The organism is Salinibacterium sp. SWN1162, assembly GCF_015864675.1.
GTDB lineage: Bacteria > Actinomycetota > Actinomycetes > Actinomycetales > Microbacteriaceae > Rhodoglobus.
In genome coordinates, this window is the sequence record NZ_JADYWT010000004.1 from 1 (window position 1) to 12,773 (window position 12,773).

The 12,773-nt window shown below is 61.8% G+C and carries 14 protein-coding genes, 1 rRNA gene and 1 riboswitch; of the genes, 6 read left to right on the forward strand and 9 right to left on the reverse strand.

Going from position 1 to position 12,773, the window contains the following annotated elements:
• Positions 1-185 precede the first annotated feature (185 nt).
• Positions 186-302, forward strand: a 5S ribosomal RNA gene (gene rrf, locus I6E58_RS12890).
• Positions 303-463: 161 nt separating this feature from the next.
• Here rrf and I6E58_RS12895 read toward each other — a convergent pair.
• Positions 464-1,126 (reverse strand): YigZ family protein, encoded by a 663-nt coding sequence (locus tag I6E58_RS12895; RefSeq protein WP_197134435.1) that lies wholly within the window; start codon positions 1,124-1,126, stop codon positions 464-466.
• A gap of 65 nt (positions 1,127-1,191) precedes the next feature.
• On the opposite strand from I6E58_RS12895, the gene I6E58_RS12900 reads away from it, so the two are divergent.
• On the forward strand, positions 1,192-1,410 hold the full coding sequence (locus I6E58_RS12900) for an SCO4848 family membrane protein (protein WP_129071164.1): 219 nt from the start codon (positions 1,192-1,194) through the stop codon (positions 1,408-1,410).
• A gap of 28 nt (positions 1,411-1,438) precedes the next feature.
• Here I6E58_RS12900 and I6E58_RS12905 read toward each other — a convergent pair whose 3' ends face one another.
• Entirely contained in the window at positions 1,439-1,801 is a 363-nt protein-coding gene (locus tag I6E58_RS12905) for a DUF488 domain-containing protein (protein WP_197134437.1), read from the reverse strand.
• A 115-nt stretch (positions 1,802-1,916) separates the two neighbouring features.
• On the opposite strand from I6E58_RS12905, the gene folP reads away from it, so the two are divergent.
• Together folP and I6E58_RS12915 are read left to right on the forward strand one after the other, a co-directional pair.
• Positions 1,917-2,822, forward strand: coding sequence for a dihydropteroate synthase (gene folP, locus I6E58_RS12910; RefSeq protein ID WP_197134439.1), 906 nt, complete (start codon positions 1,917-1,919; stop codon positions 2,820-2,822).
• 3 nt (positions 2,823-2,825) lie between these two features.
• Complete coding sequence (locus I6E58_RS12915; protein WP_197134441.1) at positions 2,826-3,569, forward strand: pyrimidine reductase family protein; 744 nt, start codon at positions 2,826-2,828, stop codon at positions 3,567-3,569.
• 112 nt (positions 3,570-3,681) lie between these two features.
• On the opposite strand, the gene I6E58_RS12920 is transcribed toward I6E58_RS12915, so the two are convergent.
• From I6E58_RS12920 to aroA, 7 genes are all read right to left on the reverse strand, one after another.
• Positions 3,682-5,130 (reverse strand): L-serine ammonia-lyase, encoded by a 1,449-nt coding sequence (locus I6E58_RS12920; protein ID WP_374189199.1) that lies wholly within the window; start codon positions 5,128-5,130, stop codon positions 3,682-3,684.
• Positions 5,131-5,277: 147 nt separating this feature from the next.
• Positions 5,278-5,373: riboswitch (glycine riboswitch) on the reverse strand.
• A gap of 133 nt (positions 5,374-5,506) precedes the next feature.
• Positions 5,507-6,334 (reverse strand): siderophore-interacting protein, encoded by an 828-nt coding sequence (locus I6E58_RS12925; protein WP_197134442.1) that lies wholly within the window; start codon positions 6,332-6,334, stop codon positions 5,507-5,509.
• Between the two features lie 72 nt (positions 6,335-6,406).
• A complete protein-coding gene (locus tag I6E58_RS12930) occupies positions 6,407-7,735 on the reverse strand; it encodes a bifunctional alpha/beta hydrolase/OsmC family protein (RefSeq protein ID WP_197134444.1) in 1,329 nt (442 codons plus the stop codon).
• Between the two features lie 159 nt (positions 7,736-7,894).
• Positions 7,895-8,395, reverse strand: coding sequence for a septum formation family protein (locus I6E58_RS12935; protein WP_197134446.1), 501 nt, complete (start codon positions 8,393-8,395; stop codon positions 7,895-7,897).
• A 95-nt stretch (positions 8,396-8,490) separates the two neighbouring features.
• Positions 8,491-9,282 (reverse strand): inositol monophosphatase family protein, encoded by a 792-nt coding sequence (locus I6E58_RS12940; RefSeq protein WP_197134448.1) that lies wholly within the window; start codon positions 9,280-9,282, stop codon positions 8,491-8,493.
• A 2-nt stretch (positions 9,283-9,284) separates the two neighbouring features.
• Positions 9,285-10,346, reverse strand: coding sequence for a ribosome small subunit-dependent GTPase A (gene rsgA, locus I6E58_RS12945; RefSeq protein ID WP_197134450.1), 1,062 nt, complete (start codon positions 10,344-10,346; stop codon positions 9,285-9,287).
• 2 nt (positions 10,347-10,348) lie between these two features.
• Complete coding sequence (aroA, locus tag I6E58_RS12950; protein ID WP_197134452.1) at positions 10,349-11,755, reverse strand: 3-phosphoshikimate 1-carboxyvinyltransferase; 1,407 nt, start codon at positions 11,753-11,755, stop codon at positions 10,349-10,351.
• A 109-nt stretch (positions 11,756-11,864) separates the two neighbouring features.
• Here aroA and I6E58_RS12955 point away from each other — a divergent pair, with 109 nt between their 5' ends.
• Complete coding sequence (locus I6E58_RS12955; protein WP_231595736.1) at positions 11,865-12,491, forward strand: sigma-70 family RNA polymerase sigma factor; 627 nt, start codon at positions 11,865-11,867, stop codon at positions 12,489-12,491.
• Positions 12,488-12,721, forward strand: coding sequence for an anti-sigma factor (locus I6E58_RS12960; protein ID WP_129071152.1), 234 nt, complete (start codon positions 12,488-12,490; stop codon positions 12,719-12,721). The genes I6E58_RS12955 and I6E58_RS12960 overlap by 4 nt, the downstream gene beginning before the upstream one ends.
• Positions 12,722-12,773 lie beyond the last annotated feature (52 nt).

Here is a 12,773-nt window from a genome sequence, read left to right on the forward strand (position 1 = left end):
TGATAACACCCCACCTCACTGACATCTTCGGATGTGAATGGTGACTGAGAAGAATTCTCGCGTCCACTTTGTGGTTCCCGATTTACGGTCGGGAACTGCGCCCAGCTAACACAGCTAGGCACATGTCCTTCGGGGCAGTGTCGGAGCATGTTTCTGGCCCAGACTGATACATAAATCAATAGTGTTTCGGCGGCCATAGCGAGAGGGAAACGCCCGGTTACATTCCGAACCCGGAAGCTAAGACTCTCTGCGCCGATGGTACTGCAAGGGGGACCTTGTGGGAGAGTAGGACACCGCCGGACTTAAATTGTGAGAAAGCCACCCGTGGGGGTACTGAAAAGTACTTCTACCGGGTGGCTTTCTTGCGTTAACGACCGTTCTCAGACGCGACGGTAACCGGACGTGACAGCGCCGAGTTGTAGGTGCCTGGCATTCCGGAAGAAAGGGTGATTGACCCGAGTTCTTACTCGGGCTCAGCATCCACCCATTCCGAGCCAGCGGGCTCGATACGGGCCGCCCCAGCTGTGACAGCCGCGACGCGGGCAGAGAGGTCAGCGGTGCTCCCCGCATCCGTCGCTAGCGTGAGTACGGCCCGCGCGCCATAGTCCGTGCCGAGCACCGTGATTCCCTGGTGACGGAGCTCTGCTTCGATGCGTCCGGCATCCGCATGTCCCAGCGATAAGTGAAAGATATCGCGGCGTTCGCGCGCCACAAGACGGTGTGCTTCACGGGCGGCGTCGACAGCGTGCGCCGCAGCATCAGAGTAGGCGCGAATGAGCCCTCCCGTGCCCAGCAAGGTTCCGCCGAAGTAGCGTGACACGACCGCAACACAGTCGATGAGATTGCGACCGGTGAGAACATCGAGGATCGGCCTCCCCGCGGTGCCAGAGGGCTCGCCGTCGTCGTTGGAGCGCCGCACCTGTGACGGTTCTGTTGTGGAGCCAAGGACGAACGCTGAGCAGTGATGGCGAGCGTCCCAGTGGGTCTTGCGCGCGAGTTCGATGACATCGCGGGCGTCGTCCTCCGTCGCGACCCGCACGACTGTGCAGAGGAAACGGGAACGTTTGGCCTCGAGCTCAGCGTGGATGCTGGCTCCAGGTCCTCCGCGAAGGGTGAATTCAGGCATTCGACCATTGTCGCGCATAGCCAACGCGCCCGGGGGAATCGGGGCGCGGGCGTAGGCTTGAGCGCATGGAGTTGTTTGCGGCAATCGTTCTTTTTGTCAGTGCACTGTTCAACGTGGTGGCCTGGCCTCGCTTCTTCAAGAGAGTCAGTAGTGACTCGCGAGCTCGGGATGCGGCGGGCGGGACGACCGCGTTCTACCGCGTCCACGCGGTGCTCCTCGGCATCGCTCTCGCGATTGCTGCGGCATCCGTTATCGCCGGCGTGTTGCTGCTGTCCCGCTCGTAGCGCACCGCGAAGGGCGCCTAGCTCAGGCCTACTCGACCGCGAGAGCGCGTAAGACATAGTCGCGGAGAATGATCGCGTGGTTGATCTCGGGATCCCGCGCGGCATAGAGCAGAGTCACCGTGTGGTGGGTGCGCAGTTGTTCGATGGCAGCCGCGACCTCCAGACGCTCGTCTAACTCCGCTCGATAACGAGTTGCGAAGTCATCGAACATGTCGGCGTCATGGTTCCACCAGATGCGGAGCGCGGTGCTGGGGGCGAGATCTTTGTTCCACTCGTCGACTTGTGCCGCCCGCTTGCTCACGCCGCGGGGCCACAAGCGATCAACTAGGACGCGGAAACCATCGGCGGCCCGCGGCTGCTCATAGATGCGGGCAATGGTCACGTCGGTCATCCGCAGCCCTTTCTCGCTGAGCGTGGACCTGACGTGGTGCGACAGTGGCCAGCTTCTCGTTGTGAATTCTATGATTCGAATGGAGTTGTCAGTATCGTCGCCCAGTATAGGGAGTATGAGTTTTATGCTCCCCCCGTTGCGAAACCCGCGCCGCACCATCGGTGATCGAACCTTCGACTTTTCGCAGCGCGTGGCGGTGATGGCAATTGTCAACCGCACGCCTGATTCCTTCTACGATGCCGGCGTCAACTACGCCCTCGAGGACGCCGTTTCGGCGTCGTTGCGTGCGGTCCATGATGGCGCGGATTGGATCGATATCGGGGGAGTGCCGTTTGCTCCGGGCGATCAGCTGAGCGTTGAGGACGAGTGTGATCGCGTTGTTCCGGTCGTGGAAGCATTGCGAGCAGAATCCGACGTCGTGATCTCAGTCGACACTTTCCACGCTGAAGTGGCGCGCCGCAGTATCGCCGCCGGGGCAACCGTGATCAACGACACCACGGGACTCAGCGATCCCGATTTAGCTCGCGTCGTAGCCGACAGCGAAGCGTCGTTGGTGTTGGTGCACTCGCGGGCTCAACCGCGAACCCAATTTGCTCGTCCGCAGTACGACGATGTTGCTATCGAAGTGCGTGACTTTCTCCAGAGCCGCGTGGATCGGGCGATGGACGCTGGTGTTCCGGACGACCGTCTCTTTGTCGATCCCGGTCACGACCTCAACAAGAACACTCTTCATAGCCTTGAGCTCACGCGCCGGCTCGACGTTATTGCCGACTTGGGGCTTCCGACACTCGTCGCGCTGTCGAATAAGGACTTCATCGGTGAGGTGTTGGAGAAACCGAAGCGGGAGCGGCTTGCGGGCTCGTTGGCCGCTGCCGTTGCCTGTGTGCTCAATGGCGCGCGCGTCGTGCGCGCTCATGAGGTAGCGGAGACCGTGGATGCCGTTCGAATGGCAGAAGCGATTCTTGGGCTCCGGCAACCGGCGTTGCTCAAGCACAATATGTCCGAAGCCAACGAAAGGTAGACCGTGGCCGCTGCATCCGACATCCATTCCCTTACTGCAGGAGTCGCTCTGACCGATGAGCAGCTGCTCGCAAGCTACGCGGCGGCGGAGCGTGCGAAGCCATGGCTGCGCGCCAACTTCGTCTCGAGCATCGATGGAGCGGCTACTCACGAGGGTGTCTCGGGCGGCTTGGGCACACCGGCCGACGGACGAGTGTTTCCGCTGCTGCGCCGGCTAGCGGATGTCATCGTGGTCGGTGCTGGCACCGTGCGTCACGAGGGCTACCGAAATCTCGCTCTCGACGAGGAGTCAGTAGCCTGGCGTACCGCTAACGGCCTCAGTGCCCAGCCGCCCTTTGCTATCGTGACCGCATCGCTGCGACTGGAACCGAAAGACCTCAAGTCGTACGCCACGCGGCCGTTCGTTGTCACCACCGAGAAAGCCTCGGCCGAGCAACGGAAGCGTATCGAGGAAGTGGCCGACGTGATTATTGCGGGAGACTCCCAAGTCGACACGGTCGAGCTCAAGCATGCGCTGGCCGAGCGTGGGTATCCGCAATTGCACAGTGAGGGCGGGCCGACTCTGTTCGCCACGATGATCGCGCAGGGAGTGGTCGACGAACTGTGCCTGACCATAAGCCCGCGACTCGAAGGCGGCTCAGCGCGCCGGATCGTTGACGCTGCGGAGGCAACGCCTCAAGACATGATGCTCGCCCATGCGTTCAGTGCAGCGGATGGCACACTGCTTCTGAGGTACACGCGCGCCTAGAAGTATCGCCGTGTGCCGCGAATTTCTTCGCGCTAGTCGCGCTAGTCGCGCTGGTCGCGCGGGGCGTGGACCGGCGCGACGGCAGCTAAGGCCCGTCGCGCGTGACTTGCTCCTAGCACTCGACGACGTTGACGGCGAGACCGCCCATCGACGTCTCTTTATAGCGCGAGCTCATGTCTTTGCCGGTCTCGGCCATCGTGATGATGACCTCGTCGAGCGAAACTCGGTGAGTTCCGTCTCCCCACAGCGCCATTTTCGCGGCGTTGATGGCCTTAGCGGCGGCAATGGCATTGCGCTCAATGCACGGAATCTGCACGAGGCCGCCGATCGGGTCGCACGTGAGGCCCAGATTGTGTTCCATCGCGATCTCGGCCGCGTTCTCGACCTGCTCGGGCGTTCCGCCGAGAATCTCGGCCAAGCCTGCAGCAGCCATCGACGAGGCTGAGCCAACCTCTCCCTGGCATCCGACCTCAGCGCCCGAGATGGACGCCATGCGCTTATAGAGCACGCCCACGGCGGCGCTGGCCAGCAAGAAGCGCACGGTAGCGTCATCCTTCATCGCCTGGTCTGCATCTTTCATGCCAGGAGCATAATGTGTCGCGTAGAAGAGCACGGCGGGGATAATGCCGGCGGCACCGTTGGTCGGTGCAGTGACGACGCGGCCACCGGAGGCATTCTCTTCGTTGACGGCCAGAGCCACGAGATTGACCCACTCCTGCCAAAATGCCGGGTCGCGGTTCGGGTCTTCCTTTCGCAGTCGCGCGTGCCAGTCGGGAGCGCGGCGACGAACCTTGAGCGTGCCAGGCAGGTTACCCGTGCGCTCGAGGCTGTTGTTCTTGCACTCGTCCATGACATCCCGGATGTGCAGCAGCCCGGCGCGCACGTCGGCTTCAGTGCGGCGCGCGAGTTCGTTTCGCAGCATCACGCCGCTGAAGGGAAGACCCTCGGAGCGGCAGTGCGCGAGCAGCTGAGCTGCCGTGCGAAAGGGGAGCGGGTCCGCGATGTGGTCAAGGCTGTTGGCGCCATCGCGGTTGTCTCCCTCCCGATAGATGAAACCCCCGCCGATGGAGAAGTAGGTCGCCTCGAGAACGGGCTCGCCGGCATCCGAAAACGCAGCAAAACGCATACCGTTCGGATGCCCGTCGAGAACGGTCAGCGGGTGGAGTGCAATCCCAGACTCGCGCAACGGTACTTCGCGACTCCCCGCCAAGCTGAGCATTCCCGACTCTTCGATTCTTGCCAGAATCTTTTCCATCTCAGCAGGCAGGACCCGGTCGGGAAGGTTGCCTTCGAGCCCTATGAGCACGGCACTCATCGTGCCGTGGCCGGCGCCGGTTGCAGCAAGAGAGCCGTAGAGGCGCACGCTCACTGTGGCGACGGAGTCGAGCATCCCATGCTCTGAAAGATCGGCGGCAAAAGATGCCGCTGCGCGCATGGGGCCGACGGTGTGCGAGCTGGAAGGGCCGATGCCGACAGTGAACAGATCGAAGCTGCTGAGGGGCACTTCTTCGAGAGAGGCGGTCGGGACTTCGGTGGTGGGGGTCAGATTGCGAATGGCCACGGTGACTCCGTTTCTTCACCACACAACGTCGTGCGGGTGTCGTCGAGTCCTCTCCGCTCTGTATCGGGCCTGAGAGTTTCCGCACGCTTGTGGCGTTGCGTTGCCCCGTCGGCGAGTCGGGCTGGGCCGACTACTTTTCAGAGTTGCCTATCCACTGCGGTACTGGGGCCTGAGAGATTCCCGGAGAGGGTTTGCTCCTACGGCGCCAACCCACGATCGGAAGGACTCTCCCGCGGCGGAATGACGGCTGTTCACTTGTGCCCTCAGCATACACTCGGGGCGCATTTCGTGACCGGAGAACTGGACAGCAACTTCGTGCTCAGGCGAGCGCGCGCGAGTGCGCAACGGCCGTGCTCGCGCGTGCCCGCTGTGCTCGCTAGTCTTCGGGGTCGCTCGGATCGATGGGGGCGTGGTGGTCGGCATCGGTCACGCCGCGACGCCAGTAGCCGTCGGCAGTTACTTGCTGTTTGGGCAGTCCCAGTTCACGGCGAAGGTATCGCCGCAGTGGAACGAGGGTCGTCGCCTCGCCTGCGAGGAACACAAAGGTTGTTTCGCCGATCTCGCCGAGGGCACGCAATGCCGCTTCCAGCTGGCCCAGACCGTCGCGACGGTAAAACCATTCAGCTGACATGCGTGCCTTGAGCTCGTCGCTGAAGTAGCTCTCCACGCTTTCGTCAGCGACATCGAACAACCCGGTGATGTGCACCGACGTGGGAAGCATGTCGATCCAGCGCGATGCCGAGGGTAAGGCGGTCTCGTCTGCGATCAGGATGACATGGGTTGCACCCTGGGGAAGAAACTTCGAGCCGCGCGGGCCTGCAATCACAATTTCGTCACCAACGCGAGCTTTGCCAGCCCAAGCGGATGCGGGACCTTCGTCGCCGTGGACCACGAAGTCGATGTCGAGTTCGTAGTGCCCATCGTGGCTGCGGAACCCGAGCGGGGTGTAGTCGCGGGAGAAGACCTTGCCATCACCGACGCGCTTGAGGCCATCTTCAGTCATGATCGGCGCCGTGAGAACGCCAGTGGCGGGGTCCGGAAAGAAAGCTTTGACGTGATCGGTCGGCCCGCTGCTCACAAAGCCTTCGAGCTCACCACCGCTGAGGGTGATGCGGGCGATCGAGGGGACGGGGTAGTTCACAGCGCTCACGGTGAGGCGGCGGGCAGCCATGGGGTGTTTGACGGAGTCGCGTTCGAAAGTCATGGGTGGTGGGCGCGAAGCGCCTTCTCGTTTCAGTAGAAAGTTAGGGTTGCCTAACTACTGTATCTGTCTGGGCTACTGAGTGCCAGTGAGTGTCGTGGTTATTGAGATTTCACCCTCGAGAGAGCGGTGAACGGGGCACTTATCGGCGATCACGAGGAGCGAGTCGCGTTGCTCGTCGGTGAGTTCGCCGTCGAAAGTGAGTTCGCGCGTGAAGTGCTCAACCATTCCCTCAGTTGACGTACAGTGGTCGCAGTCTGCCGCAGCGATTCGTTCGCGCATGAGTCGCACGCTGACGCCGGTGAGCGGTATCTTCTTGCGGTCCGCGTACATACGGATAGTTATCGAGGTGCAGGTACCAAGACCCGCCAGAATGAAATCGTAGGGAGCGGCCCCGTGGTTCTCGCTGAGCGGTTGCGGCTCATCGGCGATAATTTCGTGGCCGGAAGCGAAGACCCGCTGCTCGTATCGCGCCGGACCGCTCTCGGTGACAATGACAGCGCTGCCATCGACGGTCACGGTTGCGCTGGGGTTTACGCTCGGTGCTGCGCCGGTTGCGGTCGTGGTCGCGGTTGTGGTTGAGGGTGCAGGCTCCGCCGGGACTGAGGTGCGCTGTGCGGCTGAGGCCGAAACACCAGCCGAAGCATTGGAGCGATCGAAAGCGTAGCGCGCCGCCCAGGCGGCAATCATGCTTGCTGCGAACGTGGCATCGTCACGGTCACTCAAGAGGTGATCAGCCCCATCCAGAGCCACGAAGGACTTGGGATGCCGTGCAGCGTCGAAGATCTCGCGGGCGTTATCAACCCCGACGGTTTGGTCGATCGGGGAGTGCAGTACGAGCAGGGCTGCGTTCAACTCGCGCAGGCGTGCCGCTTGGGGCTGGGCGGCGATGTCATCGAGTAGTTGTTTGCGGATGCGGAAAGGGCGCCCACCCAACTGCACATTAGCTTCGCCCTCGGCGACGATCTCGGCGCTCGCGTCAGCGAATAGGTTGCTGATGTGGGCCGGATCGCTCGGGCTGCCGAGAGTCGCGACCGCGCGGGTCGAGGGAACTCGGTGAGCGGCGGCGAGTACCGCGGCACCGCCCAAGGAATGTCCAATGAGAATGGTCGGCGCCCGGTAGTTGTCGCGGAGATACTCAGTGGCGGCCACGACATCGTCAATGTTCGAACTGAAGTTGGTGTTCGAAAAGTCTCCATCTGATCCGCCTAGACCGGTGAAGTCGAAGCGCAACACGGCGATGCCATAAGCGACGAGAGCGCGTGAGATGCGCGAGGCGGCGAAGGAATCCTTGGAGCAAGTGAAGCAGTGGGCAAAAAGTGCGTACGCCGAAGGTAATCCCTCGGGAAGGTCAAGGCGGGCGGCGAGCATGGTGCCGGTGGAGCCGGGAAATTCGATCTTCATGGTTCGTTACCGCCCTGTTCTGTCGTGCTTCCAGCGTTTCGTATGGAGGCACACAATGCAACGCTGGCGGCGACGGTGTTCTTCCCGGAACGAAAGAACGGCCGGCGAAGAGAGTTCCTCCGCCGACCGTTCCAAGGTGACTAATTCACCACAGAGCTGTTACAAACCCGAGTCCGCGAGCGAACCGGTGATTTCATTTCCCGCGGGGTCATAGACGAGGCAGAGGATCTCACGATCGCCCTCTGACCAGCTGCCCTCGGTGGGGTAGTACCAAGAGAAGTCGTAGACCGAGTCTTCGTACTCGACGCCCATGAAGCTGCTGAACCCGGCGTAGCAATCATTCGTGGCCTGCTCTTCGATGACACTGTCACCGGGGAAGTCGCCATCCTCGAGGTACGAAGCGGTGTATACCTCGGCATCGTGAGGCTCAGCGCAGTCGATGGTCTTCGTGCTGGAGACCTCTCCACCGTCCTGGTTGCCCACTTCACAGTCGCCAACGACGAGGGTGAAGATGTCCTGAGTGGTGCCGGCGCCCGGATCGACAGCGTCACTGATCTCGTCAGTGACCTGGTCGAGGATGCTGCATCCGCTCAGGACTACAGCGGCGGCGGCAACCGCGGCGATCGCGATCGTGCGGCGCCAGATTGTCTCAGTCGTCATAAAAGTGGGTCTCTTTCGTGTGAATGTGTCGCGCTTAGTACCCGACAATCTTAGCGAACACAGCCTTTTCACAGGTAACGAAAAGGGGTGAACTGCTAATGAGAACGGAGAAAGTTCAACGAATCGTTATGAAGAATGCCGTTGGTAGCGAGCGCGCTGCCGTGCCACGGACCCTCTTCGCCGTCCACCGAGGTGAAGCGGCCACCGGCCTCCTGCACGATCGGGATGAGCGCTGCCATGTCGTAGGGCTGTAAATCAAACTCGCCCACGAGGTCTAATGCCCCTTCGGCCAGCAACATGTACGCCCACATATCACCGATCGCGCGTGAACGCCACGTGGCGCGAGTGAGTGCGACAGCGGCATCCAATCGGCCAGCGCCATCCCAGCCCGACAAGCTGTTGTAGCTGATGGATGCGGCGTCTAACCCGGCCACTTTGCTCACGAAGATCTGCTCGGGCTCTCCATCGCGGGCCTGTGCGAAGGCGCCGTGACCGGTCGCGGCCCACCAGCGCTTGCCGAGGGCCGGAGAGCTGACCACACCAACCTGCGGTACGCCATCAATGACGAGCGAAATGAGAGTGCCCCAAATCGGGACCCCGCGCAAAAAATTGGAGGTGCCGTCGATGGGGTCGATGATCCACTGGCGGTTCGAGTCACCGGCCTCGCCGTACTCTTCACCGAGAATCGAGTCGCCCGGTCGTGCAGCGGCGATGCCCGCACGGATGCTGCGCTCCACAGCTTTGTCAGCATCTGTAACCGGAGTGCGGTCAGGCTTCGTCGTGACCTCGAGATCGAGCGCAGTGAAGCGATCGAGGGAGATGAGGTCAGCGTCGCCCGCGAGAGCGAGGGCAAGGGAAAGATCGTCGGCGAGAGTGTATTCGGTCACAGCTACACGCTAGCGGAACCGAGTGTCGTAATGAGCCGCTGGAATGAGTCCAGACGCAGCCGGCCGACCTCGCCGAGAGCGCCAGCAGCAACAGCCTCGGAAATAGCGCAGTCGGGGGCATCCGGTAAGTGGGTGCAGCCGCGGGGGCAGTCTTCAGCCAGTTCGGCGAGATCGGTGAACGACGAAAGAATCTTGCTCGGGTCGATGTGCCCGAGTCCAAACGAGCGCACGCCCGGAGTATCGACGACCCACCCAGAACCCACTCGATACGACATCGTCGACGATGAGGTATGACGACCGCGGCCGGTCACCGAATTGACGCGCCCGACGGCACGGTTAGCGTCCGGCACCAGCGCATTGACGAGTGTGGATTTGCCGACACCCGAATGGCCAACGGCAACCGTCGTATGGCCTTCCAAGGCAGCCCTCAACTCGTCGAGAGGAACCTCGTCAGAGCGGCTTGCGATGACCTTCAGATCAAGACCGGCGAAATTTTGCAAAAACGGCGCGGGATCCTGCAAGTCAGTTTTGGTAATGCACAGAATCGGATCGATTCCCGCATCGTAGGCAGCAACGAGATAGCGGTCGACGAGTCGCGGTCGCGGCTCGGGGTCAGCCGCGGCAACAACGATGAGCATCTGATCGGCGTTGGCGACAATGATGCGTTCTACGGCATCCGTATCATCGGCGCTTCGGCGCAGCAGCGTGGTGCGTTCGCGAATGCGCACGATGCGCGAGAGTGTGCCTTCGGTTCCGCTCGTGTCGCCCACAAGGTCAACCCAGTCGCCGGTGACGACGGAAACTTTGCCGTGCTGGTTGCGGCCGAGCTCGCGAGCGCGTGCCGCGATGATTTGGCGCTCCTCAGGGGTTCCCTCGGCTACCCACACGCCGTAGCGGCCACGGTCCACGCTGAACACGCGACCCTCGATGGCATCCGAATGCTGCGGACGAATCTTGCTGCGGGGCTTGTTGGCCTTGGGGTTCGGGCGCATGCGCACCGAACTCTCGTCGTATTCGCTGTACGCGCGGTCGTCATCGTCGTCGTCGCCGGTGAGCCAGCTCATCGTTAGAGCAGCCCGAGAGTGTTGGTGGTGAGGGGCGCATCGCCGACGAGTGTGCGCCACAGCTCAGGGAACTGGGGGAGCGTTTTAGCGGTCGCCTCAATGCCCTCGATCTCCACGCCCTCGATCGCGAGGCCAATAATGGCGCCGGCGGTCGACATCCGGTGATCTTCGTAGCTGTGCCAGATACCGCCGTGCAGGGCGGCGGGCTCGATGTGAAGCCCGTCGTCGAGTTCGGTGACGGATCCGCCGAGCGCGTTGATCTCGGTGCGCAGAGCAGCAAGACGGTCAGTCTCGTGCCCGCGCAAGTGGCCGATACCGGTGATCGTGCTGGCAGAGGAGGCCAGAGCAGCTAGGGCGACGATCGCGGGAGCGAGCTCGCCACCGGTCGAAAGGTCGAGCTCGATCCCGGAGTAGCGCTGGCCGCCGACGACGCCAACACCACCATCGATCGTGAGCGCGCCATCTTTGCGAACCACGGTTGCGCCGAAGAGAGGGAGCAGCTGCTCAAGGTCGGCGCCCACCTGGGTCGTGATCTCAGGCCAGCCCTCAATCGTGACCGAACCTCCGGCCACAACAGCGGCAGCCAAGAAAGGCGCAGCGTTAGAAAGGTCGGGTTCGAGAACGACGTCGATCGCGCGAATCGGCCCCGCGGGCACAATCCAAACACCAGGTTCGGGGCTCTCGACGGCAACACCGCGAGCGGCGAGGCACTCAATCGTCATCTCAATGTGCGGCATGCTCGGCAGCTTCTCGCCAGTGTGACGCAGCGTGAGGCCATTCTCGAAGCGGGCCGCTGCGAGCAAGAGCCCGGAAACGAACTGGCTGGATGCCGAAGCATCAATGCTGACTTCGCCACCGGCGACCGTGCCGATGCCATACAGGCTGAAGGGAAGAGTGCCGCGGCCATCGTCGGAAACATCGACGCCCAACGCGCGCAATGAGTCAATAGTGGTGCGCATCGGGCGGCGAAGAGCCGCTTCATCGCCATCGAACGCGACGGGGCCAAGCGCGAGGGCAGCGACGGGGGGAAGGAAGCGCATGACGGTGCCGGCAAGGCCACAATCGATAGAGGTTCCTCCCTCAAGCTCACCCGGAGTGACCTGCAGGTCGGGGCCGAAGGCATTGCCGGTCGGGATCTCCGTTATTGCGACACCGAGCGCCCGCAAGGCTTGGATCATCAGGGCACTGTCACGCGAGTGCAGCGGCGAATGCAGGCGCGAGGGGCCATCTGAAAGAGCCGCCAGGATTAATTCGCGGTTCGTGAGACTCTTACTGCCCGGCAAACTCAGCGATGCCGAGAGGGCGTGAGTAACGGTCGGTGCTGGCCAGTTTCCGGGCACCGTGGTGTCTGGCACCGTCTCGTCGTCATACGGGCTGAACTCTGGGTTGGAATACTTAGATACGAACATCAGTTACTAAGAGTATCGGCGTTTAAGACCCCACGGAGGAGGCGCCCGTATGACAGCAGTACTGAGTACTCAGCAGGATGTGGTTATCAGCGAACTAGAATTGTCGCTAATGACTACCGACAGAGTTGAGCCCAGCGCCACCGAAGCTGCCGCTGACGACAAGCGACGACAGTTCGAAGAGCAGGCGCTGCCCTTTATGGACCAGCTTTTCGGCGCCGCAATGCGCATGACCCGCAACCCCACCGACGCTGCAGATCTCGTTCAAGAGACCTTCATCAAAGCGTTTCAGGCGTTCGGTCAATTTCAGCAAGGCACGAACCTGAAGGCCTGGCTGTATCGCATCCAGACCAACACGTTCATCAATATTTATCGCAAGAACCAGCGCAACCCTTATCAGGGCACTATTGACGAACTTGAAGATTGGCAATTGGGCGGCGCTGAGTCGGTCACCCAATCCGTCTCGACGCGCTCGGCTGAAGCAGAAGCAATCGATCACTTGCCGGATAGTGCGGTGAAGGATGCGCTGCAGTCGATCCCCGAAGACTTCCGCCTTGCGGTCTACTTCGCCGACGTCGAAGGCTTCTCCTATCAAGAGATCGCCGACATCATGAAAACCCCCGTAGGCACCGTGATGAGTCGACTGCACCGTGGCCGTCGCATGTTGCGTGAACTACTGGCCGACTATGCGCGTGACCGCACCCCCGGCACGCCTGCAGCATCAAGGAGCACCAAATGACCGACTGCGGTTGCGAAAAAGCAAAAGCTGAACTCGAGGAATACCTCGACCGCGAACTGAACGAAGCGGATTTTCAGGATGTCTCTGATCATCTGGACAACTGCGAGTCGTGCTCGAGCGAACACCTCGTTGCTCTCGCGTTGAAGCTCAAGGTGAAGCAGGCCTGTCGCGAGACAGCGCCCGATGATTTGCGAAGCGCGATTCTGTCGAAGCTGGCAGACGCGAAGTAAGAACTGTAACGCCGAGCACGCCCAGTGCTCCCGGCACACCGTGCTCACTGAG